We start from the raw sequence: 25,169 nt of genomic DNA, 5'->3' as shown, positions 1-25,169 counted from the left end.
GTGCGGCAGTAGTCGACGTGCCGCCGGGTGATCAGCCGCGTACCCGTGCAGGCACCGTGGGGCGCCGCGCAAGGTACGTGCATCGAGGGCCTCCACCCGTCCGGATGTGCGGGCTCACCGTACGTCGTGCGCTGTCAGACATGTCAAGAGCGCCGGTGCGGCCCGGGGGTATCCGTATCGCGGTGCACGACCCTTCGCGGTGGCCCCGGGGTGAGTCGAACCCGGGGATCTGCCCCCGGACGCTGCCGCACCTGCTGTCGACAGGGCCCAAGCGTGCCGGAGCGCACCCTTCCCGGGCGATTGCCCGGGTCGGCGGGCTGCAAGGCCAGGTCGCGGTCCGGCCGCACTCTCGTCCGGAGGCGTCCGGTCGGAACTCACCGAGACCGGACCGAGGGGGCCCCTTCGGTCGCGGAGCCGGGACCGGCCGCGCGCTCGCGCGCCTCATCTCGGCCTCCCGACATGAGGCACCAGCCGAGGAGGGCGCCCACGACGTACCAGAACAGATCCGGCGCGTTGAACGTCGCTCCGAAGAGAGGGTGCAGGGCGGTCGGGATCCCCGCGATCTGCCACAGTTCCACGGCCCAGCTGAAGGCCAGGGCCGCCCCCGCCGCGACGGTCGGTCGCAGCCGGGGCGCCACCAGGACCACGACGGCGCACACCAGCACCGTGTAGAGAGCGTCTCCCGCGTACTTCGCGAACGCTCCGCCCGTCTGCGACCGGATGCCGAGGCCTGCCGCGACAGTCACCACCGCCACTCCGACAGCCCGCCATCGCCTGCTCGTCACCCGCACCTCCACGATTCGCCCGAGTCCGCCAAGGTAGCGGAACGCGGCGACGATCCGGTGCCGGTCGTCGAGTCCCTCGATCACCGGAACCTGTCGGCCCAAGTGCAGCAGCAGGCACGGACGTTGACGGATGCGGGAGTTCGCCGGGCGTCCATGATCACGTCGTGTGCCGGACCGTCGCGTACGGGTCGCGACCCGTTGCCGCGAGGAGGCGGGCCAGGGGAGGGGCGTCTTCGGGCACGTCGACCACGCTCCCGAACATCCCCATGGAGCGGGCCGTGTCGCCCAATTCGACGACCGGGGAGTCCAGTTCGGCGACGACAGGCGCGAGCCCGGCGTCGTCCGGGTACTGCTGTCCGGTCGCCCGGGCCAAGTTCCACGCGTGGATCGTCACATCGAGCAACGCCATCGAGCCGACGAGCCGGGCGGGCATGTTCATCGCACCTGCCAGGCCGTCCTCCGCGCCCGGCTGCGCCCACGCGGAGGCCAACGCGTGGGCCTGGGTGGCGAACAGCTCCCGCCAGTCGGGCCCCGAGCCCACCCGGTCCGGCGTCATGGTGAAGTCCGACTCGCCCTTCGCGGCCAGCTTCCGGAACTCCACCATGACGTGGAGCAGATGGTTGAGCAGCCCCTTCACGTCGTACTCCGGACACGGGGTGGGGCGGTCGAGGTCGGCGTCCGACAGGGCTCCGACCACCGGCACGGCCCGAGACACCGAGATGTCCAGGAGCTCACCAAGACTGTCCACATTCTTGTTCTCGTCCATGCTCCGACCGTACGGACGACACGCCAGGGCCGTCTTGAACAAACGCGCCAGCCGTCACCTTGCCCCCGTACGATCCCGGCATGTCCGACCATGACGAGCAGCCTCGGGACACCCGGGGAATCGTCGATCCCTCTGCGCTGCTCACCCGCGTGCGGTTCCGACGGCACGAACCCGCCGCGCCCCTGCGTCCGTACGTGGAGACGTACTGGTTCATCGACTGGGACCTGCCCTCTCCGTACGCCTCGCACGTCCTCCCGCACCCTTTCGTGAACCTCACCTTCCAGTGGGAGGAGGACGAGGGGCCGCCCTACGGGGAACTGACCGGGGTCAGCGCCCCCGGCCTCTACACCCGCAAGCTGCACGGGCGCGGCCGGGTCTGCGGGGTGAAGTTCTGGCCGGGTGCCTTCCGCCCCTTCGCCCCGGACGTGCCGGTCGCCGCCTGGACGGGCAAGGTGTCGCCGTACGAGGACGTGTTCCCGCAGGCCCCGGACCCGGCCGCGATCCTCGGCCACCCCGACGACCGCGACCGCGTCGCCGCACTGGACGCCTGCCTCCTCGCGCTCGCCCCGGCCGCTCCGGATCCTCAGGCCGAACTGGCCCGCCGGCTCGTCGCCCGTATCCGCGACCCACGCCACGGCGTCCGCCGGGTCGCCGACCTCGCTCGCGACGAGGGCCTGTCCGTGCGCTCGCTGCAACGCCTGTTCACCGAGTACGTCGGCGTCAGCCCCAAGTGGTGCGTCCTGCGCTACCGCATCCACGAGGCCGTGGAGACGGCCGGCCGTCAGCACGACGTCGACTGGCCTGCTCTCGCGGCCGAACTGGGCTACTCCGACCAAGCCCATCTCGTACGGGACTTCCGCGCGACGGTCGGCGTGCCGCCGACGGCGTACCCCAGCGGCTAGGGCAGCGCTGTCATCGGTGACGGGGTGCGACTTCAGCGTTTCATGGTCGATGCGGGCGCAGGTCCGCCGCCGCTGCCCCGCGGCGACGGCGGTCGGTGACATCGCGCTCCGCACCCTCCCCCTTGCTCCGGCCGATCAGGGGTACGCGGGTCTGGCCGGATGCATCGCGCAACTGGGTCGGGAGGCCACTGTTCCACCGGACGGCGGCCGCCTGGCCCGGCGAGTCCGCCGCGCACGCACGATGCACTTGCTGCAGGCTCGCCCGTGGGCCCCGCAGCCGGCCACTCGCCCGCAACAGCCGTACCGAGCAGGGAGAACAGCATGACCACCGAGCACGACGTCGTCGAGATGATCCTCAAGGACCACCGCCGCATGGAAGACCTCCTCCGTCGGATGCGGAGCGTGGAAGCGGACCGCGCCAAGGCGCTCGAACAGTTCTCGGCCCTGCTCATCGCCCACGGGGAGGCCGAGGAGTCCCAGGTGTACGGCGCTCTCAAGCGGTTCAAGGACGTCGACGACGAAGAGGTCGAGCACGGCGCCGAGGAACATCACGAGGGGAACGCGGCGCTGCTGGCGCTCCTGGAGGTGTCCGAGGTCGGCTCCGACACTTGGGACACCCGCCTCGAAGCGCTGGCGCAGGCGGTTTCGCACCACCTCGACGAGGAGGAGCGGACGATCCTCAACGGCGCCCGGGAGAGCGTCCCCGACGAGCGTCGGGCGGAGCTCGGCGCGGCCTTTCTCCAGGAGCGTGAGAAGCAGCTGGCGGCGGACTGCGGCAGCGTCGACTCCGTACGCGCCATCGTGAAGGGCTGAACGACCCGGATCCGCCGGGCCGTCGGCAGCCACACGCCGACGGCCCAGCCCGCAGCCACGCCGGTGGCGATCCCCGGGTGTTCAGCGCCTTCCGGTCCGCCCGCGGTGGGCGATGAGGTGGTGGGCCGGAACGATCGCGATCCACGTCAGCATCGCGACGTCGGTGTCGTAGAAGGCCACCGCGATCGACACCGCGAAGACGACCATGCTGGACACGAGCTGCGCCGTGAACGCGCGGCGAGCGGCGGACGCCGGTGCCTCCCACGACACATGTGCCTGACGCCGGGTGAGCAGCAACACCGTGACATGCACGGCCTCCACGGCCGCGATGGTGCCGGCGTAGAGCGCGATGGTCTGCGGGTGCGACGCGTACTCGGCGAGCAGCGTCGTCGGGTAGGGCAGTACCGCGGCCAGCCCGAGCCCGAGAAGGGTGAGCCGCGTGACCAGAGGAGAGACGGTCGACAGCGGCGCGAGAATGCGTCGCTGGTCACGCCAGAATCCGGCCAGCACGGCGAAGCTCAGAGCGGCGGCACCGAGGTTGGGCCATGACGACCGCAGCGCCTCCTGGAAAGCCGCGCCCGTGAGGTGCGGCGGGATACGCAGATCGAGGACGAGCAGGGTCATGGCGATGGCATAGATGCCGTCGGACAGTGTCACCAGCCGTTCCGTGTCGGCCCGGGACGTCGCCTCGGCAGCGCTCGCATCCGTCATGGGCTCACGGTACGGCCAGGACGGATCATGGCTGCCGCGCCGCTCCCGGATGACCGAGCGGGTGGGCGGCCGGCACCTCTGCGCCGTGGCCGCATGCGTAGTTGTCAGACGGTGGTGCGGCGGTGGCGCTGGTAGTGACGCGCCGAGCGCGCGCGGTTGCCGCAGCCCGCCGAGCACCATTCCCTGCGGGGGTGGTTCTTCATGAAGTACAGGACGCATCCTGGGCCCGGGCAGGCACGCAGTCGGTGACGGGTGTCCTGACCGAAGAGTGCGACGGCCTCGTCGGCGAGGGCGGAGACGGCTGCCGCCGCCCCCTCGCCCCCGGCCCGGAGGTGCCGCGAGGGCTCCTGGCCCGGGGTCCAGGACAGTGCGGACCAGTGGGGCGTGTCACCGGCGGCCCGGTTGAGGCGGGCGACAGCTTCCTGCAGCTCGCCGGGCCCTGTGCCGGCCGCCGTACGCGTGTCCTCGGTGGCCGCCGCGGCCAGGCGACGCAGAGCGTCACGAAGGTCGGTCAGTCGGCCGCGAAGCTGTTCCAGGGCGGACGGAGGGAGTGCGGCGACCTCGTCCGGCGTCAGCAGTTCCGTCCGGGGCGCGACGGCCCGCAGCCACGCACTGGTGCCGACGGCGTCGATCAGGGCGTCGTGCACCCCGTCCCGATCGGCCCAGATCGTGTTCATCAGTTCCACGGGGAGCGGCTCGCCCAGGAGGGGTGCGCTGGTGTCCATGGGATCGAGAGTATCGCGATTCTAACGGTTGAGGGAGGCGTCATCCGTTGACATGAGGGAGGTCGCGTGTCAGGCTTGTTCTAATGGTTGAGGGTGAATCTAAGCGTCAGAAGTGATCGGCCAACCCGGCCGGGCGGGGTCTGCGGACTGATGGCTCCCGCGCGGCGGGCGTGCGCGGTCGCTCCACCGCAGACCCGTAGGCCCGCGCCCGTATGCGGAAGGGGATAACGATGACCGTCCCGGCGGACAAGCCCGCGGCAGGCTTCCACGAAGGGGAACTGGCCGTGCAGCATCGAGCGGGCGTGACGAGGGACGCGTCCCGACTCTCGGGCATGCTGGCCCCCGCACGACTCGGCGGCGGAATCGCCCGGTTCCTGGAGGACCGGACCTTCGCCGCGATCACCGCACGCGACGAGCACGGCACGCTGTGGATCTCCCCGCTCACGGGCTCGGCCGGGTTCCTCGACGTCACATCGCCGACCACGCTGGACGTGCGGGCCCTGCCCGTCGAGGGCGATCCGCTGAGACACCTCCCCGCGGGACAGCCGGTCGGGGTGATCGTGGTCGAGTTCGCCACCCGTCGGCGCCTGCGCATCAACGGTGAGATGTCCGGCAAGGGCGGCAACGGCCTGCGCATCGACGTGGAGCAGGCGTACGGCAACTGTCCCCGGTACATCCAGCGCAGGCACCTTCATACCGCCGACCTCCCGACCGCTGGTACGGAAGCGGTCCGGCACGCCGGCGCCCTGGCCCCGGACGACGCCGACCTCATCGGTCGGTCCGACACCCTCCTGGTCGGCACGACGCATCCCACGCGCGGCAACGACGCTTCGCACCGCGGAGGGGAGCCGGGATTCGTGCGCGTCCAGGACGGGCAGCTGTGGTGGCCCGACTACGCGGGCAACAACATGTTCAACACGCTGGGCAACATCGAAGCCCATCCCGAAACCGCCTTGCTCTTCTGCGACTTCACCACCGGCCGCACCCTGCACCTGTCCGGCCGAGCCGTCGTGGAATGGACCGACCCGGGCGCCCCCGGCGACGACGACCACACCGGCCGCCGTGTCCGTTTCACCCCGCAGCACGTGGTCGCCGGACGCCTCCTCCCGGTGCGGGCCGACTCCGTCGCCGCGGCCCCCGACAATCCGCCCCTGTCCGGCCGGGTGGCACCCCTGCGATGAACCCGCGAGCGGGCGCTGGACCGGTCACCGGAACAGGGGTCGCGGCGGGCACGACCGCGCCCTGAACCGAGGCTGAAGCGGCGTGACCGTGCCCGGAACCGGGGCTGAATCGCAATCCTCCCGAATCTTCAGACGCGTCAGAGCCGTGGACACCACAACGGCACGCAGGTGGTCAGAACAACTCCGGCTGCTCGACGACCTGGGCTCGACGACGCTCGGTCGTACGAGCGTGCGGGGCGGGCCTCTCGTCACCGAACAGCGGTGCCGTACCGCACTCGTCGGGCACGGCCGGGACGACGGCCGGACCGGGGTCGCCCTGGCGCAGCGGCGCGTCCCGGTCGAACTCGTCCGGGGTCATCCGCGTCCAGTCGCGCGCCTGCTGCTCACTCACTCGTCGTCTCCCACCATTGCTTCCGACATGTGCCCCCTCGTGCTGTTCCCATTCCCGGCGGCCGCTCGCAGCTACCAGTGCCTTCGCAGGAGATCGTGAACGCACGACGGGGGGCCATGTGGGTACCGCGCGGTCCGGAAGATGAGTACGGCAGCTCATGCCCCGGCCGTGACGAGCGCCGACGATGAAGCTCTCCATCGCCCAGACCGGGAGCCTGCTCGTGCTCAGCCGTGCCGCCCATGCCCTGATCCCCGCCGTCGGACGGCTGTCCGTGACCCGCGCCCCCGGCGCGGAGCTCATGCCGGGCAGCATCATCGCCGCGAACCACAGCTCCCTCGCCGACCCCGCGATCGTGATCGCCGCCCTGCACCGGCTCGGCGTCTCGCCGGTCGTCATGGCCACCGCTGGGCTCTGGCGCGTCCCACTGCTCGGCCGAGCCCTCACCCGCGAAGGGCACATCCCCGTGCACCGCCGCGACCGGCGAGCCGCCGATGCGCTCGACCTCGCGGCAGAGGCGCTGCGGCAGGGGCGACTCGTGCTCATCTATGCCGAAGGCCGCCTGCCTCGCCGTAAGGACGCCGCGGATGCCGCGCCCGGAGAGTTCCGTAGCGGCCTGGCCCGTCTCGCCGAGCTCACCGGAGCCCCCGTCGTGCCCGTGGGCCAGGCCGGTGCCCGGCGGGTCATCTCGGGCAGCATGATCAAGCAGATCGCGGGCCTCGCCACAGCGCCCCTGCGCCGCCCCGACCTGCACGTCCACGTGGGTGCCCCCATCGTCCTGTCCGGGGACAGCACCGTTGGTACCGCCCGGGCCCGCGCGGCGGTCACCAGCGCGTGGAAGACGGCGGCGGCACACGTCGGTGACCCCGCCGCGCTCGCCGCATAGATCGGGCGGAACCGGGTGTTCGCGGATGAGCGGGGTCTCCCGTCGCGCCGACGGGAACATCAATGCCGCCCACGGTGCTGAGTCCATCAGCGGAGGAAGGCGGAGATCGTGCACGGTGAGTACAAGGTTCCCGGCGGCAAGCTGGTCGTCGTGGATGTGGACGTCGACGAGTCTGGTGGCGTCCTGCGGAACACGAGGGTGGCCGGAGACTTCTTCCTCGAGCCGGACGAGGCGCTCGACGCGGTGAACCACGCCCTGGACGGGGCTCCCGTCGACACCGACGCCGCGGGCCTGACCGCGAGGATCGAAGCGGCCCTTCCCGGGGGCACCGTGATGTACGGGCTCACCGCGGAGGGCATCGCCATCGCGGTGCGACGCGCGCTGGCGCACGCCACCGACTGGACCGACTACGCATGGCAGCTGATCCACGAGGGACCGCAGGCCCCCGCCCTGCACATGGCCCTGGACGAGGTCCTGACCGCGGAGGTCGCCGCGGGGCGCCGGCCGCCGACCCTCAGGGTGTGGGAGTGGGCGGACCCGGCGGTGATCATCGGCAGCTTCCAGTCCCTGCGCAACGAGGTCGATCCCGAGGGCGCCCAGCGACATGGCATCGACGTGGTGCGCCGGATCTCGGGGGGCGGGGCGATGTTCGTGGAGCCGGGCAACACGATCACCTACTCGCTCTCGGTACCCGAGGCGCTCGTTCAGGGACTGTCCTTCCAGGACAGCTACGCCTATCTCGACGACTGGGTCCTCGGTGCGCTCGGCGACATGGGCATCACCGCCTGGTATCAGCCGCTCAACGACATCGCCACCGACCAGGGAAAGATCGCGGGAGCCGCTCAGAAGCGGATCGTGGGACCGGACGGCGGCCCCGGCGCCGTACTGCACCACGTGACCATGGCCTACGACATCGACGCCGACAAGATGCTCGATGTGCTGCGCATCGGCCGGGAGAAGCTGTCCGACAAAGGCACGAGAAGCGCGAAGAAGCGGGTCGACCCCCTCCGACGGCAGACCGGCCTCGCACGCGAGGCCGTCATCGAGCGGATGATCGACTCCTTCCGCCTCCGCCACGGACTCGCCGACGGAAAGGTGACCGACGAGGAACTGGCCCGCGCACAGGAACTGGCGCGTACGAAGTTCACCTCGCCGGACTGGACCGCACGCGTGCCCTGACGAGGGGCTCCGGCTGCGGCGGTGGTGCCGCGGGTCCCCTCCGACGCCCTCCCACTCGCCGCTCAGGCCCCGTACTGCTCGCCCCTCAGGCCTCTTCCGGCTCCGGAAGGGGCGTCACCTCGGCGAGTTGTTCGCGCAGGTAGTTCCAGATCACCGCCACGAGTGCCGCCGCAGGTACGGCGAGCAGGCTGCCCACCACACCGGCCAAAGCTCCGCCGAGGGTCACCGCCAGCAACACGACGGCGGCGTGCAGACCCAGTCCGCGGCTCTGGATCATCGGCTGGAAGACGTTCCCCTCCAGCTGCTGCACCACCAGGATGATCGCCAGCACGATCAGGGCGTCGGTCAGGCCGTTCGACACCAGGGCGATGAGGACCGCGACAAAGCCGGCGAACACCGCGCCCACGATCGGGACGAACGCGGTCACGAAAGTCAGGACGGCCAAGGGAAGCACCAGCGGCACCCCCAGGATCCACAGGCCGGCGCCGATGAGTACGGCGTCCAGCAGGCCGACGAGGGCCTGTGAACGCACGAACGAGCTGAGTGTGTCCCAGCTGCGCTCCGCGACCGTCGGAATGTCCGTGGCCAGGCGCCCGGGAAGCTGACGGGTCAGCCAGGGAAGGAACCGCGGCCCGTCCTTGAGGAAGAAGAACATCAGGAACAGGGCCAGAACGGCGGTCACCAAACCGTTCAGAATCGTGCTCACCCCCGTGACCAGGGCGGTGACGACGCTGCCCACGCTGTTCTGGATCCGGGTGACCGTGGCGTCCGAGGCCTTCGAGATCTGGTCGTCACCGATGTTCAGCGGCGGACCTGAAGCCCACTCCCTGACCTTGTGGATGCCCTGCACGACCCCATCCGTCAGCTCTCCCGTCTGGGACGCCACCGGCACCGCGATCAGCGCCACGACCCCCAGAGCGACGACGAGGAACAGCACGGTCACCGCTGACGCCGCCAACGCGGGCGGCCAACCGCGCCGACGCAGGAACCGAGCGAAGGGCCACGTCAGCGTGGTCAGGAACAACGCCACGATCAACGGCCAGACAACGGACCACATTTGCCCCACGACCCACAGAGCCACCCAAACCATCACGAGGATCAGCAGCAGTTCGACCGAAAGACGTGCGGATGTCCGCAGGGCGGCACGGGTTCTCGTGGAACTCAACGGGGCAGTCATGGCATCACCCTATGGGCGCACCGGCCATGGTCCGTCAGCCCGTCCTACGGAGGGGAACGGGGGGCCTGCTGTGCCGGGAGCGGCCTGCCCGGATTCAGCCGGTATCGGACGCTGCCTCGCCCGACTCGTTGACCATCCGCGTCGTCCTGTCGCCCGCGGGCAAGTCGGTGAACACGCAGTCCCAGCGGTCGCCCAGCTCCTTCAGCGCCTCGGCCGGCGGATTGCCGTCCGTCGCCGCGTTCAGATCCGCCATCTCGGCGAAGAAGCCGTCCAGCGCGGGGGAGGTGATGAACAGGAACCGGACCTCGGCGTCACTGACGTTGTACGGCCGATGCGCCATCCCCCGAGGCACCACGGCGTAGTCGCCGGAGCCCAGCGTGAGAGTCCGGTCTCCGACATCCAGGGTGAGTTCGCCGTCGAGGACACGGAAGGCCTCCTCGTGATGTCGGTGAACGTGCGGTGGCGGCCCGGGCGCTCCCGCGGCATGCGCGTACTCGATGACCGAGTACGCGCCGCCCGTCGCCGTACCGTCGATCTTCACGGCCATCGGTGCCCCGGTCGGACCGCGGAACAGCCGGCCCTGCCCCGCCGCGATCACCATCGGATCACTCATGTCGCCACCCTGCCCATGTGGTCCGCCGTACGTGCGCATGCTTCCGTCCGCCATCCTCCCGCCGCTTCCCGTCACGCGCATGACGGGCACCATGACGGCACGCACCCCCACCCGTCCCGTCGCCCGCGCGTCGGAACACCGGGCCGGTGAGCAGCCGGGGTGACCCCACCTGCAAGAATCGGCCGAAGCGACCCATCTCCCGTGCATGCTGACTGGCGATGGTGAGCGGAACCACTACGAAGGGCCATCAGCTGTGTCTGTTCGTCGAGTTGTCGTCGTCGGTGGTGGCGCCATGGGCTCCGCGGCGGCATGGCGGCTGGCCGCACGTGGTGACGACGTGACGTTGCTGGAGCGCTTCCAGCCCGGCCACGACCGCGGCAGTTCCCATGGGACCTCGCGCATCTTCCGCCTCGCGTACGCCGACCCCTTCTACGTCGACCTCACCGTTCGGGCGCTGCCACTGTGGCAGCGGCTGGAGGAGGCCACCGGCCGTCGCATCCTCACGCTCACCGGGGCCGTCGACCACGGCCCGGCCGCCGTCATCGAAGCACTGCACGACGGCCTGACCCGTGTGGGACGCCCGGCCGAACGGCTCGTCCCGGATCAGGTCGCCGAGCGCTGGCCCGGTCTGCGCGCCGACACCAGCGCCCTCTACCACCCCGAAGCGGGGCGGCTGCACGCCGATGAATCGGTCGCCGCGTTCCAGCAGGCGGCCCGCGATCACGGTGCCGACATCCGGCACGGAGTGCGGGTGAGTGGGGTGTCCGTCCAGGGTGACGGCGTTCGGGTCCGCGTCGAGGGCCAGGACGACATCCGTGCGGATGCCGCGGTCGTGGCCGCGGGGAGCTGGACGGCCGACCTGCTCGTCAACGGGGCCGAAGGCCCCCTCCGCAGCCTTCCGGCGCTGCGCGTCACTCAGGAGCAGCCCGCGCACTTCCCCGCCGCCGACCCGCTGTCCTGGCCCAGCTTCATCCACCATCCCGGCGCCGCCCTGCCCGCCGTCGGCCCGACCGTGGACGGCGTCTACGGACTCGGCAGCGTCGACGGAGTGAAGGCCGGATTCCACGGCATCGGCCCGGTCGTCGACCCCGAGCACCGCGACCGTACTCCCGACCCCGACACGGTCCGGGCACTCGCCGCCTACGCGGAACGCTGGTTGCCCGGCGTGGAGCACACCGCGCCCGAACCTCTCACGTGCCTCTACACCACCACCAAGCAGCACGACTTCATCGCCGACCGGCAGGGCCCCGTCACCGTCTTGGGCGGCTGCTCGGGACACGCCTTCAAATTCGCCCCGCTGCTCGGCGAGTTGGCAGCCGACCTCACCCACGGAATCCCCGGCCCGGACCGTTTCAGACTCGACCGTCCCTGAACGGCGGCGGTCTACTGCGGCAGGTCTCCTGGAGAGTCGTCCACACGGCTCGGCGGCCTGCCTCGGAGTCGGCTCCGGTGCGGGCATGGCCGCCTACGCCGCGATCTCTTGTCGGCATGTCTCCTGTGGCACTCCCGGTGCTGTGCCTTGACCTTCCAGCCCAGGTGTGGGGAATGAGCCCTTACAGGACACCCCCCGATGTCGAGGCCGCCGTGCCGACGCCCGCGAAACCGCCTGGCCACGTTCCGGTGGGCCCCTGCCGAGCGAATCTGACACCCATGGCTCATTGTTGCGGCTGTCAATTGAAGTTTTGCAGGAGTCTGCCAATCTCTTGCAGTCTCTTGTGTGCCTCAATACCCTCTCCCGCGACAGGCCCGCGCTGCCGCCTCTGGCTCAACCGGTGCTATCGGCAGCGATGTTGACGATCAGTCGGAGGCGATCCAGATGGGTGTCACACGTCGAACAGTCCTGCAGGTGGCAACGGTCACGGGAGTCGCCGGCTCCGTCGGACTCGGCCGTACGGCGTTCGCGGCGGCCGCCACGGCGGCGAGCGCGCCTGGCGACGTGGTGGGCAAGGTGACCGTCGGCTACCAGGGCTGGTTCGCCTGCGCCGGGGACGGCGCCCCGATCAACGGCTGGTGGCACTGGGCGCGGAACTGGGGACAGACGCCGTCGGTGTCGAACTCGGCCATCGTGGCCTGGCCGGACTCCCGCGACTATCCGACCACGTACCGCACCGCCTTCGGAAACCTCGGCAATGGGCAGCCGGCGGCACTGTTCTCGTCCTACGACCAGTCGACCGTCGACGTGCACTTCCGCTGGATGAAGCAGTACGGCATCGACACGGCCGCGCTGCAGCGTTTCAACCCCACGGGGGGTGAAGGACCGACGCGCGACGCGATGGCGGGCAAGGTGCGCAGCGCGGCAGAGTCACAAGGTGTCAAGTTCTACGTGATGTATGACGTCTCCGACTGGACAGCCATGCAGACGGAGATCAAGGCCGACTGGACGAACAAGATGCGACAGCACGCCGGTTCTTCCGCGTACGCGCGGCAGAACGGCAAGCCGGTCGTCTGCGTCTGGGGGTTCGGGTTCAACGACGGCCAGCGGCCCTTCACTCCGGATGCCAGCCTGGATGTGGTCAACTGGTTCAAACAGCAGGGCTGTTACGTGATCGGCGGAGTGCCGACCTGGTGGCGGACCGGAGACCGCGACTCCCGGCCCGGATTCTCCGCGGTGTATCACGCGTTCGACATGCTCTCGCCGTGGATGGTCGGTCGTATCGGCAACGTCAGTGACGCCGACAACTTCTACAACGTCGCGACCGTGCCCGATCTCGCCGAATGCGCGGCGTGGGGGATCGACTATCAGCCCTGTGTTCTGCCTGGCGCTGTGGGTGACCGGCAGCGCGCTCACGGGGACTTCATGTGGCGGCAGTTCTACAACATGGGTCGCGCCGGTGTGGCGAGCGTCTACATCTCGATGTTCGACGAGTACAACGAAGGCAATCAGATCGCCAAGACCGCCGAGTCCCAGGTGTGGGTGCCGACCGGATCAGGTCTCCTCGCCCTCGACGAGGACGGAACCGCGTGCTCCTCCGACTACTACCTGAGACTTACAGGTGACGGTGGCAGGATGCTCAAGGGCCAGATCGCCGTTACCGCGGTCCGGCCGACCCCTCCGGTCACCGGCGGCGACACCGTGCCTCCCACCGCCCCGGGGAATCTGCGTGTCACCGCCGTGAGCGACACGAGCGTGACGCTGGCCTGGAGCGCGTCCGTCGATAACGTCGGGGTGGTGGGTTATCGCGTTCGTCGGTTTGTGGGTGTTACGGCTACTCCGGTTGGTACTGCGGGTGGCGATGTCACCGCTTTCACGGTGACAGGACTGACCGCATCGACGCCCTACACATTCGACGTTCAGGCTCTGGACGCGGCAGGCAGCGTTTCCACGTCGTCCAGCCAGGTCACGACGACCACCAGCGCCAGTGGCTCTTCCGCGGTCAACGCGGTCCTGAACCGGCCCACCATGGCGAGCAGTTACACGCAGTCGTATGCACCGGGCAACGCCGTGGACGGGAACGCAAACACATACTGGGAGAGCGCCAACAGTGCCTTTCCGCAGTGGCTGCAGGTGGACCTGGGCTCCGCAATCGGCGTTCGCCGCGTCGTCCTGACGTTGCCTCCCGCCACCGCTTGGGCCACTCGTTCTCAGACCATGTCCGTCCAAGGAAGCACCGACGGCACGTCGTTCGGCCAGCTCCTCGGCTCTGCGGCCTACACCTTCGACCCGTCCTCCGAGAACACGGCCACCCTGAGCCTTCCCGCGGGCACGACCACACGTCATCTCCGACTTGTCTTCACGGCCAATACGGGGTGGCCTGCTGGACAAGTCGCGGAATTGCGGGTGTTCGGGGCCTGATTACGTCTTCCGATTGGTCGAAGCGGTCTGGCGGCAGGATCCAGCGCTTGCGCAGCTCTCGCGGTGGGGGTTGGAGTCGTAGCCCTGGTCGCTGAGCAGCGAATCGGGGCGGCGGCGCGGCGGGCACGGGCGTCCGGCCCACGGGCGGGATGCCGTCGACCAGGGCGACGGCCTGGGTGAGGTCGGTGACGTTCGTCGCGGTCGGCGTTCATGAGGGCGACTGCGGGCCCGCTGTGCGCCTTCGGCTCCCAGTTGGGGGCTTTCCCCGGCCGGCAGCGATCTGGTCAGAGCTGCGAAGACGGGCGCCGAGGTCGTCGGCGAGGGCGAGCAGGGCCCGCCGGTGCTGGGCCGGGTCGAGTTCGTCGTGGTCGTAGCGGTTCTCGCTGCTCATGCTGGCCGGCGTCGGGGTCGGGTCGACGGCGGTGGTGTCGTGCCCGTGGGCGCGTTCGTGAAGGATGCGGCCCGGGCGGGCACCGAGGAGGCGCTGCAGGGTGACCTGGGGGACGTCGGCGACGGTGTGGAGCCCGTAGCCGGAGACCGTCGCGGCCGCGCGGGCGCCCACCCCCCCCGCAACTCCCGGACCGGCCGCAGCCGCAGAAAGGCGCGCACCGCCGCGGGCGAGTCCTCGATGACCAGACGCCTTCCGGGCGGAGTGAGCGCGCACGCCATCGCCGCGAGCATCAGCGACGGCGCCGCGTCCGCGGCGGAGCTCACCCCGAAGTAGGCCAGGACCCTGAGCTGAATCAGTGGCCGCGCACGGCCACGGGCTTCAGCCGCAGCCTGGTCCTGTGATGCTCTGGCGAGACCAAGCTGCGCCCACGGTGATCCCCTCAGGATCGGGCGCGAAGACAGCGGAGGGACCCGACTGCGCCGGGCCCCTCTTCACGCGATGTGCGTCAGCCTGCGGCTCTTGGCGGCCTCGGGCGTCGACGGGCTGGTGCTATCAGCCGCGGACGATGTTCTCAGCCTGGCGGGCCACAGCTTCTGCGCATCCAAGGCCGCAGAACAGGTCTTTTGATCACGATGGCAGCGTCAGCCCTTACCCGGTCGGGTGACGCTGCCCTGTTCCGAGAACTGCCAGCCATCGCGGCGCGTTCTGCCAGGCATGAGGTCAATCCTCGACGCGCACGTAACCGAGCCGGGCCTTGCGGTGGTAGAGATCGCGGCCGCCGACGACGCAACCGCCTTCGCCATCCAGCAACTGCTCGCCGAGCGCTGCGCGACAGCCCGTGGGGATCGAACGACTCGCGACCCGGGTGAGCCAAAAACCCGACGCCTAGCCCCGGTTCGGTCAGCCTCCCGCATCAACCCCTGCGGCGCGTGAGCCGTCCGAACTGCCGGGCGCCGGATCGAGCAACTGACGCCCCGCAGACCTGCCGAACCCCGCCGCTGCCAGGTATTCGACGAGACGGCGCGCTCACGGCGCCTTTCTGGCTGCGGCCGCCAGCTCGGCAAGGTGGGCGAGCATCAGCTCGGGGCTCTGGGTCTTGCTGGGCACGCGTGCACCGTCGGGCGCGCGGGCGGTGAAGGGATGTCCGGCTATGAGCAGGTCCGGTTTCGGGAGGACCACTGATCCGCAGAGCCCGGCATCCGCGGGGGCCGGACCGTGGTACAGGAACATGCGGAGCAGCCCGTCGGGTCCGATGCCGGTGACGAGGCAGTGGCCGGGCGGGGTGATCTCGGTGACACCCTGTTGATAGATGTCGATGTCGGCCAGAGGGAAGATCACGCGGCTCTCCTGCGGTCCGTGAGCTACGGCATCGTTGTGATGCCGTAGCTCAGAGGCTAGGGCCGCGGGCACTGTCAGAAACTGCGGGGGCGGCGGTGGCATCCAGGCTGCGGCCTGGTGGGTGCCGGCTCCCAGAGTTCGAGGCCCGCCACACCGGGGCGGTCGCCGTCGTCCTGGACGACGGCACGGCTTCTCAGCTCGTCTACTGCGACGCGCGTTCGGGTAGCGGCGGTCACCCGGTGGCGCAGCGGAGATATTCGATCCGTGTTGGGACGTCAGCAGGTGGCGAGCAGGAGGGAGATCACCGTGCAGGACGCCGACGATGTGTCGTTGGAGGGGTCGGGATCGGTCGGGGACGAGGTTGTGCGTGCCGCCTGGACGGTGATCTGTCCGAGGCTGAGCAGCGACAGCGGGAGCTTGAAGTCGGCCGTGACGGATGTACTCGCGGGAATGTTCGCGAACGCGCAGACGACTGTGTTGCCCGTGGCGGTGCAGCCGGGTGAGAGTCCGGTCGGGGAGGCTCCCGCGGGGAGTGTCGCGGTGACCTTCGCCGATGCCGCCTTGTTCGGACCGGCGTTGTGCACGGTCAGCGTGTAGCCGATGGCGCCCGGGAGCAGAGCGTTGGCCTTGGCCTTCAGCGCCACGGCGAGGTCCGCCTTCGCCGGGCGCGCCAGGCCCGACGTGATGCCTAGAGGCGTGCTGCCGACGCCGCCGAAGCGGGAGGTCACCGTGTTGGTGGCGAGCGCGACCACCGACACATCGCTGCTGCCGCTGTTGGAGACGTAGAGCTGGTCGCCGCCCTGCTGGAGCGCCACCTCCCATGGATACTGACCGACGGCGATCGTGGCGGTCACCGCGTTGGTCGCCGTGTCGATCACGGAGACGTCGTTGCTGAAGTAGTTGGCGACGTACACGCGTAAGCCGTCAGGCGACACGAGCACCCCGTGCGGGCTGACGCCGACGCCGACGGAGGCGGTCACCGCTTCGGTGGCCGTGTCGATCACATAGAGCCTGTTGTCGCCGGCACTGGAGACGTAGGCGTGCACGCCGTCCGGCGCGAAGGCGACCGCGAGTCCGCTGCTGTTGCCCAGCTCGATGGTGGCCGAGACCGTGTCCGTCGCGGTGTCGATCACCGACACCGTGCTGCCGGAGTTGGTGACGTACACGTGCGAGCCGTCCGGCGACACCGCGAGTCCGCGAGGACTCCCGCTGACCGGAACGGTGGACGACACCGTGTCGGTGGCCGTGTCGATTACCGACACGCTCGCGCTGCCGGCGTTGGCGACGTAGACCCGGGAGCCGTCCGGGGTAACGCCCAGCTGTTCCTGGTTCTTGCCGGTGGCGACAGTGGCGGTCACAGTGTCGGTGGCGGTGTCGATCACCGACACCTTGCTGTTGTTCCTGCTGTAGTCGGAGACGTACGCCCGGGTGCCGTCCGGCGCGAGCGCAACGGAGCGGGGAGCGCCGCCGACGGCAATGGTCGCGGCCACCGTGTCGGTCGCCGGGTCGACCACCGACACGGTGCCGCTGCCGTAACCGGCGATGTAGAGGTACGGTCCGGACGGGACGGCCGCAGCCGGGCCCGACGGGACCGCTACCACCGCGACGGCCGCCAGTGCCAGTGACGACAGCGCGCCGGTCGCACGACGTCTCCAGCGCCCCAGGGACGGGACCGCTCTGATGTGTCTGACGCCGATTGCCCGGACGTGCTCACGTCGCTGACCCCTGGACATCGCTTCCCCCTGATGCACCGGTGGCCCGCCGCGTTGCGAACGGGGCCCGTTGCGTGGTGAGTTGACCTGCCCTGACAGGTTACGGGGGACACGCTACGTACCGTGGCGGAGCGCGTACAGAAGGGTGCGAGAGGTGCGGGGTGCACGCGGGGAGTGCGTGCGGGTCGTGCGCCGGGGCGTGGCAAGCCGTGGACGCCCGGCGCCCGCAGAGCCCGTCCGCGGATCCCGGAAAAAGGCCCCATGGGCCTTCTTCTCACGCCGAGTCAGTGGGGCGACACTTCTCGGTGTGCCGGGGATCGTGATTGCCCGATCGGGTTCATGGCGACTTCGGACTATGCATAGCGGCACGTCCCGCCAGTGTTCGGGCCGGCCTGGCCAACGGCCTACCTACGCTTTGCCCGTTGGAGCAAGGACCAGGTCAGGTGCACTCGCGACGCTTGGGGCGTCGCCGCTGGGTCATTGAACGCACCATGTCCTGGCCGGCTGCCGCCGACGTAACTGTCGCTACGAACCTTCAGCGGTGGGCTCTTGTCCGCGGCGCGCTTCACTAGCCGGCTTCTGCGCGAGGTGGACATGTGACCGTTCGCCAGCCGTGTATGACGCTTCTGCCGGTTCCAGCAGCGCTGTGGTGTCGCGTGTACGGGGGTCTTCGATGCGCGCGATACTCGTTGCTTTACTCCGCGGGCGCGGGCGTTTCCGCGTCGGCCGGTTCGTTGGTGATCAGTACCACGTTGTTGTCCGGATCCTCCACCATCGTCGCGTAGGGCCCGAGGAGGTGTCCGGGGGCCGTGGTGCCCTTGTAGCCTGCGGCAGTCAGTTGTTCCCACGCGGCGTCGACGGCCGAGTCGCTGTCGACAAAAAACTCGACGACCTGCTGGTAGCCGCTCCGCTCGGGGCGGATCCATCCGGGGTCAAAGCGCTGTGCGACGAGGTCGGTGGTGATGATCATCCTTGTGGCGCCGCCCTCCATGTAGGCCGCGACCGGGCGCTCGGGGTCGGGATCGGGCATGTTGAGCCCGAGGAGGCGGTAGAACGCGATCGAGGCGTGAAGATCGCGGACGTAGAGCACGACCATGCCGAAACGCACGCGGCTTGGTGGGGTGTCCTGGTCGGTATTGTCAGACGCGGCTCCGGCCGCAACTTCGTTTGTCATAGTAGATAATCTACGCGGGTGTATGAATGGCTGCAAGGGATGACGGGCCCGGTGAGGAGCTCGGCGCGCTGCTCAGTGGGCTGCTGGACCTCGTCGTCGAGCGCGAGGCGCCGATCCTGAAGGCTCACGGCGTCACTACGTGGGAGTACGTGATCCTGAGCCGCCTTATGGGCGAGTCCGGGCTGACGCAGAAGGAGCTCGCGCGTCGCAGCCGCCGCGATCCCACCCGGCTGATCGGCCACTTGGACGCCCTCGGCGACCGTGGCCTGATCGCCCGCGAGGTCGACGGGGCGGACCGCCGTCGTCGTACGGTGCGGCTCACCGAGGAGGGTCGTGACCTGGTCCTGGCCACTCGCCACGACATCCGGCAGATGGAGGCCGACCTTCTCGGCGGGCTCTCCGCGGACGCGCAGAATGATCTGCGCAACGCCCTCGCGGCGGTCCTGCGCCGCAATGCCACTGCCTGATACGCCGGGCCCCGCCCGCTCGTGAGGCGGTGCCCGGCCGGGCTTGCGGTCAGCGGGTTTGGCTGCCCAGGAGGTTGCCGAACCCCATGCGCCGCACGTAGTCGCGCTGCGCGGTCAACGCCAGGTCGTTGACCTTCTCGACCCCGCCGTGTGAGAAGTCGACCACGCTGCGCGCCGGCTTCGCGCCGGCCGGCAGGGCGAGGATACGGGCGATCTCGTCAGCGACGGCGGTCGGGTTCGCGTCGTATGCGGGTCGAACAGGCCGTTGGTGGCGTCCTCGTTCCGTGCCACCAAGTCGTCAAGCTCGGCGTATTGCGCGGTCACCGCGGTGTCGCTCGCCCGGCCGGAGTTCGGGAAGTGCTCGGTGCCCTGGGTGAAGCGTCCGGGCATCACGATCACGGTCTCGATGCCGAAGTGGTTGGCCTCGTAGGAGGTGACCTGTGCCAGCGCGTCGAACGCGGACTTCGAGGCGACGTAGGGCCCCAGGAACGGCGGCACGATGACGCTGGTCGTGCTGCCGACATAGAGCAGTGTGCCGGCCCGGCGCGCGCGCAGGTGCGGGAGCACCGCCCGGTTGATGCGCTGCGCACCGAGCACATTGACATCGAACAGGTGCGCGATGTCGTCGGCGGTGAACGCCGCGGTATAGCCGACGAGCAGGTGAGCCGCGTTGTGCACGACCACGTCCAGGCCCCGCTTCGTCAATGACGACCCGCACCGCAACGTCCGCGGATTCCTGGGACTGCACATCGAGTTCCAGGACGCGCAGGTCGTCACCGGAGGTGTCCGACCGCAAGGCGACCGCCCTTCACGGCCACAGCGCGGCGAGCAGCCCTCGACCGGATTCCGGTCGGGGGCTGCTGTATGCCCGGGCAGCGTTCGGCGCTGCGTCGGCGCCGGACTCAGTAGATGGAGAGTGGCGGGAGGCTGATGGACAGGCCCCCGTCGCGGAGCGTTTGCTGCCACTGGGCTGCGATCTGTGGGCGCAACTGCCGTATGTCGTGCCAGCTTTTGATGGAGTCCGGCAGCTCGCTGCCGCGGGACCAGACCCCCATGAGCATCCGTGTCTCGCTCCTCGACAAAAACGCGACCTCCGGGAGGGAGTATCCCGGTACCGCGCCAGCTACGGCGAGGTCCAGAAGATCGCTGATCTCCACGATGCGGTGGCGTAGGTCGTCGTCCAGCAGGAACGACTGCTCGAACGCCAGGACGCGATAGATGTCGGTGGCGCTCCGCACAGTGTCCTCATGCTCCTGACCGACCAGCAGGATCGGGTGCTCCAGGTAGGCGCCCAGAATCTTCTCCACCGCGTGGCGTTGACGGTCTTCCCGTGCTTTCCTGCCCTCGTCCTCGATCGCGTGCTGTCGCGCTGTCTCGGCATCCTCCAGGGCTTCCTGCCGGGCCCGCCGAGCTTGGCGCCGGGCACCGATTCTGCCGATGGTGTCGCCGCTGAGGCCTATTAACCCGCCAGCGATGACGCTGGCAACTGTTCCCCACTCCATGTACGCCCCCCTCGTTGTCGCACCGTCACACAGCCGGGTCAGTCGCTTCGTCACCCGACAGCCCCTGCCCATTCAGTCTCAGACGCGCGACGTGACAGGCGTGACAGCCTTCACCAGCCACGTTGCGCTTCAGGAGCGTAGTGGGACGGGGGCTCGGCTAGCCAGCAGTCATTGCCTGCTAGCCGGTCATCCTCTCCGACGTTGGAGTGGGTACCGACGGCTGCGAGTTCAGCAGGAGCCCTGCACCGTCGAGCTTCGGTGACAGGCTGAGCGCTGACACGGGCCGCGGCCGCGGACATAGCATCGCCTGCTCGACGGCTGCACGGTGCGCTCCTGGGGCGCCCACGGCTCCGGCCAGCTCGGCAATAACAGCCGCACCGACAGCAGTACTTCAGTCACAACCCAGACGTCCGTGACCTGCGTCGACAAGATCGCGACGCCTTCCGGCGGAGATGTCGGCCTCGCCAACTGCCCGACCCCGCCGGGGGTGGGCTGCGGTCCGGGATTCAGCGGCTGCAGGTGCCCTGCAACACAAGGGGCGGTGATCGGCGACGCGCGCCGCCTACGCTTGCCGCTGCTCCCACCGCTCCTTCGTGATCTCGTAGCGCACACCCCCGTGCTCGGAACCCTCGACGGCCTTGGTGAGGGGCTATCGCTGTGTCGCGAAAGCGATCACCCCTGCCCTGTCGGCGCTGACCACAGCAACAGAAAGTCGCTGCCCGTTTGCGTCCACTACGCAACGTGACACCCACCGCGATCAGCGAGGTGGAACGCCAGGCCCCCATGACTTCCTCGCCTACCATCCCGCCACCGGCCTCCCTGCGACGACAGCGGCCCCCGCCGCACTAGGGCGTGTGTCGGAAGTGCTCTAGGTTGGCTGATGTGAGTGTGCGGGGGCGGAGTTACCGATATGTGGGACCGGTGGAGCTGAAGGCTGCGGTCCGGTCTGGCAGCGGCGGGTGCCGGATCAGCTCGGCGGCTGACTTCGACGACTGGATCGCTGAGCGATCGGCGGCAGAGCTGACCGAGCCGTGGACCTTCGTGGTCGGCACGGATGGTGTGCTTCGGCTGGCGCCGCGGCGAAGCGAGCACGTGGCCTGCGCTGGCGGGAACATGGTTCTGGGTGCTGGCGAGATCAGCTTCGTGCGCGAGGCAGACCGGTGGACGGTGGGCGAGGTCAGCAACCAGTCAACCGGGTACTGCCCGGACGTCACCTCTTGGGCGGCAGTCGCTCATGCTCTGGACGACTTAGAACTTGGGCGGCCCTCTGGCTTCACCCACGAGATGGTGTTCCGACGATGCCCCGACTGCCAGGAGCACAACATCGTGCGCGAGGGCGACTTCGTCTGCGTATTCTGCGGCGGCGATCTGCCGGAGACGTGGAACGTGGATCCCGCCGTATGACGGCCGGGGATCACAGCCACTCGTCGATGGCAGCGATGAGGACAGTCGCTTCGTAGCAGACCGCGAGCTTGTCGTAACGCGTGGCGACGGCGCGGTGCCTCTTGAGCCGGTTGATCCCGCACTCGACCGCGTGACGTTCGCGGTAGTCAACCGAATCGAAGCGCGGCGGCTGGCCGCCGCGGGAGCCGAGCTTCCGACGGTTGCGGGCCTGGTCGGCCTTGTCCGGGATGGTGTAACGGATCCCGCGCCGGCGCAGGTAGGCACGGTTCTTGCGGGAGGCGTACGCCTTGTCGGCCCGCACCCGAGCGGGACGGACGCGTGGCCGGCCGGGCCTGATGCGGGGCACGCGAACCTTGTCCAGCACAGATTCGAACTGTGGCGAGTCACCGCACTGTCCTGCCGTGATTACGATCGCCATGGGCTTCTGACCCTGCTCAACCGCCAGGTGGACCTTGGTGGTGAACCCACCGCGTGAGCGGTCCAGTCCGTGGTCTCGGGGTTCGACGAACATGCCGCCCGGCGGTTCCTCGGAACGGTCGTAGCGCTCCCCGCGGGCGTCGGTGACCCACGGGATCCGCACCCCGCGCTTCTTCGCCGGCTTCGGCACGCATCCTGCCCCGTGCGGCCCCCTCCACCGAAGGGCACGCTCCGCCTTGGTGTTTCCCTCTCAGCATCAGGGTCGGTCCCAGTCACACCGTGGGATCGGCCCTGTTCTCAATCCCAGCCCAGTGCCCCGCCGTGCACGATCGGCGTTTCGCCGAAGAACGGTGTGCCCTCCTCCACGGCGTGGGCGAAAGCTTCCAGGAAGGCGGTGATCGAGGGCCACAGCTGTTCTTCCCCACCTGACTCCTGGAAGAAGTAGCCGATGCTGCCCCGGCCCGGGCCGGTCCCGATGTCGACGAAGAGGCAGCTCGCTCCGTCGTGGTTCGCCGCCCACGGAACCCAGTCCAGGCGCCACCAGTCGGTCTCCACATCCGGTCCGTCCACCAGGGACGCCAGGCGCGCACGGAGCGCCATGGCCTCGTCCAGGCCGAGGAGACCGCATCCGGACACCAGGAACCGCCCTGCCTCGGTGGGGAGCGATCCGTCGCAATGCGCGTACAACTCCCCCAGTTCCTGGGGGATGCCCTGTCTGGCAACAGCCGGCCGCACCGCGGCCAGACTCTCCGGGGCCATCACGGCCAGCCACTCGGTCAGACGGGTCCATGTCTGTCCGAACGAGTCACTCCTCGTCACGCTCACCTCCGCAGGGTCCCGCTTGCCAGACCTGCCCGGGCTGGCACGAAGTTCACGGACTGGGTCAGCGATCGGACCGCGGACGCTTGGTCAGATCCACGCGCCCCGGCTGGCCATCCCGCCGGAAGGTGGACAGCGCAGGGGGCACAGGCTCCATTGTGCTCCGTGATCGGGGCGTTGAAGCAGAGGTCTCGGCGTGCGCCTCGGTGGCTATTGCGGCTCTGGGTTGAGGTGGCTGCGGGTGAGGACGGTGTAGGAGGTGAGGGCGGCTGCTGCGGCGAGGGTCTGGATGAGGGCCATGGGAACGGCGCTGTTGGTGAGGCCGGCCAGAGGGGAGACGAGGGCGCCGACGAGGAAGCTGGAGGAGCCAAGGAGGGCGGAGGCGGCTCCGGCAGCATGGGCGGTGCGGTTCATGGCCAGGGCGTTGGCGTTGCCGATGAGCAGGCCGAGGCTGGAGACGAGGACAAAGAGGACGCTGCAGACGATAGTCAGGCTGGGGTGGCCGAGCAGGCCGGTGGCGAGGGCGAGCATGCCCAGGCCGGCCAGCAGGAGCAGGCCGAGGCCCGCGGTGATGATCGTGTGGAGGGGGAAGCGGCGGATGAGGTAGCGGCCGTTGAGCTGGCCGGTGGCGACCATACCGGCGGCGTTGAGGCCGAAGAGCAGGGCGTAGGTCTGGGGGCTGGCGCCGTAGAGGTTCTGCAGGACAAAGGGGGAAGCGGCGAGGTAGGCGAAGAAGGCGGCGAAGGCGCCGTCGGCGGCGATGCGGCAGCCGGTGAAGACGCGGTCGGCGAACAGGCTCCGCATCTGCGCCAGGCCCACGCCCCGACTGCGGCGTGACGTGGCGGGAAGGGTTTCGGGCAGGCCGAGCGCGATGACGGCGACGACGGCCAGGCCCAGGACGGCCAGGGCGGCGAAGACGCCGCGCCAGTTTGTGACGTGCAGGAGCGTGCTTCCGAAGAGCGGGGCGATGACGGGGGCGACGCCGGAGATGAGCATGAGGGTGGAGAAGGCCTGGGCGATCTTCACGCCCTCGTAGAGATCCCGGATGATCGCACGGGCGATGACGATACCGGCGGCCCCGGCGGCGCCCTGGACGAACCGCAGTCCGATCAGCGTGCCCGCGGTGGGGGCCAGCGCGCAGGCGAGGGACGCGGCGGTGTAGAGGGTCATGCCCGCCAGGAGGGGGCGGCGGCGGCCCAGGCGGTCGGAGAGGGGACCGATGGCGAGCTGCCCGAGGGCCATGCCGATCAGGCACGAGGTCAAGGTGAACTGGACGACGACCGCGGTCGTGGCGAAGGTTTCGGCGACGTCCGGCAGGGCCGGCAGGTAGACGTCGGAAGACAGAGACGGCAGAGCGGTCAGCGAAGCCAGGACCAGGAAGCCCAGCCGCCGCCCGGAGGCCGTCGAGGACATGCTGTCAGAGGCGGGCGCAGCCGTCTTTTGCGCAGGGCTGGACAAGAATCACTCCAGGAGAGCAGGGGGGTGGGGGCGGCATCGAACCTAGCGCTGTTTTCCCAGCTCAGGCGCGCTCCCGGGTGGTGCCGCACGCCCTCCGTGACGCGCTGACGGCTCCAGGCGCCCGGGGTCAACAGGGCACCCCAGCGACCGCTCAAAAAGGCGCCTGGGGTGGCGTCAACAGCCGGGACGGGCACGCTGCGTGACTCGCTCACCGCAGTTTCTTGCCGATGCCGGGGACGGACGTTCGAGCACAATCGCCTGAACCGAGCCCGCCGCCGGCACGTCCCTACCCGTGTCCCGGCCTGCTCACCCCGACCCCGCGGAGCCGCTGCACATGAGCACACTGCCACCGCCTGGCTGGTCGCACTGCGGGCATGGCGCGCACACGGCCACCGATCCTGTCGGCTGCCGCGGGATCGTGTGCAGGGCGTGAGGGCGCCGGTCACGACGGCGGCACGGGTGATGACCGCGGCGAAGCTGGCGGCGGCGCGGGTGAGGGCGGTGGGATAGCCGGCGTGGTCCATGCGGGCGACCTTGCCCGCGACAACGGCGGCCGACAGCGCGAGGA

At 69.6% G+C, this 25,169-nt stretch carries 25 protein-coding genes and 1 pseudogene; 10 read left to right on the top strand and 16 right to left on the bottom strand.

The window, feature by feature from the left end; all coding sequences use genetic code 11:
* Nucleotides 1-374: 374 nt before the first annotated feature.
* Both B0675_RS36765 and B0675_RS36760 read right to left on the bottom strand, forming a co-directional pair.
* Nucleotides 375-797, bottom strand: a complete 423-nt coding sequence (locus tag B0675_RS36765) for a DUF2809 domain-containing protein (RefSeq protein ID WP_241540190.1) — start codon at nucleotides 795-797, stop codon at nucleotides 375-377.
* A 145-nt stretch (nucleotides 798-942) separates the two neighbouring features.
* Complete coding sequence (locus tag B0675_RS36760) at nucleotides 943-1,551, bottom strand: TIGR03086 family metal-binding protein (protein WP_179165544.1); 609 nt, start codon at nucleotides 1,549-1,551, stop codon at nucleotides 943-945.
* Between the two features lie 80 nt (nucleotides 1,552-1,631).
* Here B0675_RS36760 and B0675_RS36755 point away from each other — a divergent pair, with 80 nt between their 5' ends.
* On the top strand, nucleotides 1,632-2,453 hold the full coding sequence (locus B0675_RS36755; RefSeq protein WP_081224124.1) for a helix-turn-helix domain-containing protein: 822 nt from the start codon (nucleotides 1,632-1,634) through the stop codon (nucleotides 2,451-2,453).
* A 321-nt stretch (nucleotides 2,454-2,774) separates the two neighbouring features.
* Entirely contained in the window at nucleotides 2,775-3,266 is a 492-nt protein-coding gene (locus tag B0675_RS36750; RefSeq protein ID WP_081224123.1) for a hemerythrin domain-containing protein, read from the top strand.
* An 81-nt stretch (nucleotides 3,267-3,347) separates the two neighbouring features.
* Here B0675_RS36750 and B0675_RS36745 read toward each other — a convergent pair whose 3' ends face one another.
* The gene (locus B0675_RS36745; RefSeq protein WP_081224122.1) at nucleotides 3,348-3,977 is read right to left on the bottom strand and encodes a TMEM175 family protein; all 630 of its coding nucleotides are present in this window, start codon (nucleotides 3,975-3,977) and stop codon (nucleotides 3,348-3,350) included.
* 104 nt (nucleotides 3,978-4,081) lie between these two features.
* Nucleotides 4,082-4,702 carry a CGNR zinc finger domain-containing protein gene (locus B0675_RS36740; RefSeq protein WP_081224121.1) on the bottom strand — a complete coding sequence of 207 codons (621 nt, stop codon included), beginning with the start codon at nucleotides 4,700-4,702 and terminating at the stop codon, nucleotides 4,082-4,084.
* Nucleotides 4,703-4,932: 230 nt separating this feature from the next.
* Between B0675_RS36740 and B0675_RS36735 the strand changes: the two genes are divergently transcribed.
* Nucleotides 4,933-5,883 (top strand): pyridoxamine 5'-phosphate oxidase family protein, encoded by a 951-nt coding sequence (locus B0675_RS36735; protein ID WP_081224120.1) that lies wholly within the window; start codon nucleotides 4,933-4,935, stop codon nucleotides 5,881-5,883.
* A 172-nt stretch (nucleotides 5,884-6,055) separates the two neighbouring features.
* Here the strand turns inward: B0675_RS36735 and B0675_RS36730 are convergent, their stop codons facing one another.
* On the bottom strand, nucleotides 6,056-6,274 hold the full coding sequence (locus B0675_RS36730) for a hypothetical protein (protein ID WP_081224119.1): 219 nt from the start codon (nucleotides 6,272-6,274) through the stop codon (nucleotides 6,056-6,058).
* A 220-nt stretch (nucleotides 6,275-6,494) separates the two neighbouring features.
* On the opposite strand from B0675_RS36730, the gene B0675_RS36725 reads away from it, so the two are divergent.
* On the top strand, nucleotides 6,495-7,157 hold the full coding sequence (locus B0675_RS36725) for a lysophospholipid acyltransferase family protein (protein WP_081224553.1): 663 nt from the start codon (nucleotides 6,495-6,497) through the stop codon (nucleotides 7,155-7,157).
* Nucleotides 7,158-7,265: 108 nt separating this feature from the next.
* On the top strand, nucleotides 7,266-8,336 hold the full coding sequence (locus B0675_RS36720) for a biotin/lipoate A/B protein ligase family protein (RefSeq protein WP_081224118.1): 1,071 nt from the start codon (nucleotides 7,266-7,268) through the stop codon (nucleotides 8,334-8,336).
* Between the two features lie 85 nt (nucleotides 8,337-8,421).
* Here B0675_RS36720 and B0675_RS36715 read toward each other — a convergent pair whose 3' ends face one another.
* Both B0675_RS36715 and B0675_RS36710 read right to left on the bottom strand, forming a co-directional pair.
* On the bottom strand, nucleotides 8,422-9,513 hold the full coding sequence (locus B0675_RS36715; protein ID WP_081224117.1) for an AI-2E family transporter: 1,092 nt from the start codon (nucleotides 9,511-9,513) through the stop codon (nucleotides 8,422-8,424).
* 94 nt (nucleotides 9,514-9,607) lie between these two features.
* A complete protein-coding gene (locus B0675_RS36710) occupies nucleotides 9,608-10,126 on the bottom strand; it encodes a cupin domain-containing protein (RefSeq protein ID WP_179165543.1) in 519 nt (172 codons plus the stop codon).
* A 253-nt stretch (nucleotides 10,127-10,379) separates the two neighbouring features.
* Between B0675_RS36710 and B0675_RS36705 the strand changes: the two genes are divergently transcribed.
* Together B0675_RS36705 and B0675_RS36700 are read left to right on the top strand one after the other, a co-directional pair.
* Entirely contained in the window at nucleotides 10,380-11,498 is a 1,119-nt protein-coding gene (locus B0675_RS36705; RefSeq protein WP_241540135.1) for an FAD-dependent oxidoreductase, read from the top strand.
* A gap of 444 nt (nucleotides 11,499-11,942) precedes the next feature.
* Nucleotides 11,943-13,919: a discoidin domain-containing protein gene (locus tag B0675_RS36700; protein ID WP_081224114.1), complete on the top strand. Its 1,977-nt coding sequence runs from the start codon at nucleotides 11,943-11,945 to the stop codon at nucleotides 13,917-13,919.
* Nucleotides 13,920-14,127: 208 nt separating this feature from the next.
* Here the strand turns inward: B0675_RS36700 and B0675_RS41645 are convergent, their stop codons facing one another.
* Nucleotides 14,128-14,481, bottom strand: coding sequence for a hypothetical protein (locus tag B0675_RS41645; protein ID WP_179165542.1), 354 nt, complete (start codon nucleotides 14,479-14,481; stop codon nucleotides 14,128-14,130).
* A 543-nt stretch (nucleotides 14,482-15,024) separates the two neighbouring features.
* Here B0675_RS41645 and B0675_RS42305 point away from each other — a divergent pair.
* Nucleotides 15,025-15,243 carry a DUF6207 family protein gene (locus tag B0675_RS42305; protein WP_081224113.1) on the top strand — a complete coding sequence of 73 codons (219 nt, stop codon included), beginning with the start codon at nucleotides 15,025-15,027 and terminating at the stop codon, nucleotides 15,241-15,243.
* Between the two features lie 93 nt (nucleotides 15,244-15,336).
* On the opposite strand, the gene B0675_RS36685 is transcribed toward B0675_RS42305, so the two are convergent.
* From B0675_RS36685 to B0675_RS36675, 3 genes are all read right to left on the bottom strand, one after another.
* On the bottom strand, nucleotides 15,337-15,648 hold the full coding sequence (locus B0675_RS36685) for a hypothetical protein (RefSeq protein WP_081224112.1): 312 nt from the start codon (nucleotides 15,646-15,648) through the stop codon (nucleotides 15,337-15,339).
* Between the two features lie 275 nt (nucleotides 15,649-15,923).
* On the bottom strand, nucleotides 15,924-17,381 hold the full coding sequence (locus tag B0675_RS36680) for a beta-propeller fold lactonase family protein (RefSeq protein WP_241540134.1): 1,458 nt from the start codon (nucleotides 17,379-17,381) through the stop codon (nucleotides 15,924-15,926).
* A gap of 673 nt (nucleotides 17,382-18,054) precedes the next feature.
* Nucleotides 18,055-18,534: a VOC family protein gene (locus B0675_RS36675; protein ID WP_081224110.1), complete on the bottom strand. Its 480-nt coding sequence runs from the start codon at nucleotides 18,532-18,534 to the stop codon at nucleotides 18,055-18,057.
* A gap of 26 nt (nucleotides 18,535-18,560) precedes the next feature.
* On the opposite strand from B0675_RS36675, the gene B0675_RS36670 reads away from it, so the two are divergent.
* A complete protein-coding gene (locus B0675_RS36670) occupies nucleotides 18,561-19,001 on the top strand; it encodes a MarR family transcriptional regulator (protein WP_081224109.1) in 441 nt (146 codons plus the stop codon).
* Between the two features lie 114 nt (nucleotides 19,002-19,115).
* Here B0675_RS36670 and B0675_RS36665 read toward each other — a convergent pair whose 3' ends face one another.
* Entirely contained in the window at nucleotides 19,116-19,685 is a 570-nt protein-coding gene (locus B0675_RS36665) for an SDR family NAD(P)-dependent oxidoreductase (RefSeq protein WP_241540133.1), read from the bottom strand.
* 218 nt (nucleotides 19,686-19,903) lie between these two features.
* Nucleotides 19,904-20,557 (bottom strand): hypothetical protein, encoded by a 654-nt coding sequence (locus B0675_RS36660; RefSeq protein ID WP_143661147.1) that lies wholly within the window; start codon nucleotides 20,555-20,557, stop codon nucleotides 19,904-19,906.
* A gap of 873 nt (nucleotides 20,558-21,430) precedes the next feature.
* On the opposite strand from B0675_RS36660, the gene B0675_RS36655 reads away from it, so the two are divergent.
* Nucleotides 21,431-21,907, top strand: a complete 477-nt coding sequence (locus B0675_RS36655) for a hypothetical protein (RefSeq protein ID WP_241540189.1) — start codon at nucleotides 21,431-21,433, stop codon at nucleotides 21,905-21,907.
* Between the two features lie 10 nt (nucleotides 21,908-21,917).
* Here the strand turns inward: B0675_RS36655 and B0675_RS36650 are convergent.
* From B0675_RS36650 to B0675_RS36640, 3 genes and pseudogenes are all read right to left on the bottom strand, one after another.
* Nucleotides 21,918-22,391 (bottom strand): annotated as a pseudogene (locus B0675_RS36650) (IS5 family transposase); the annotation flags it as partial.
* Nucleotides 22,392-22,621: 230 nt separating this feature from the next.
* Nucleotides 22,622-23,143 (bottom strand): SMI1/KNR4 family protein, encoded by a 522-nt coding sequence (locus tag B0675_RS36645; protein ID WP_143661146.1) that lies wholly within the window; start codon nucleotides 23,141-23,143, stop codon nucleotides 22,622-22,624.
* Nucleotides 23,144-23,353: 210 nt separating this feature from the next.
* A complete protein-coding gene (locus B0675_RS36640; RefSeq protein ID WP_081224105.1) occupies nucleotides 23,354-24,556 on the bottom strand; it encodes a multidrug effflux MFS transporter in 1,203 nt (400 codons plus the stop codon).
* Nucleotides 24,557-25,169 lie beyond the last annotated feature (613 nt).

It is taken from the genome of Streptomyces sp. M41(2017) (assembly GCF_002078175.1).
In the GTDB taxonomy this organism is placed as follows: domain Bacteria; phylum Actinomycetota; class Actinomycetes; order Streptomycetales; family Streptomycetaceae; genus Streptomyces.
The sequence above is the reverse complement of the archived record's forward strand: the minus strand, read 5'-3'. Positions and strand labels throughout refer to the sequence as shown.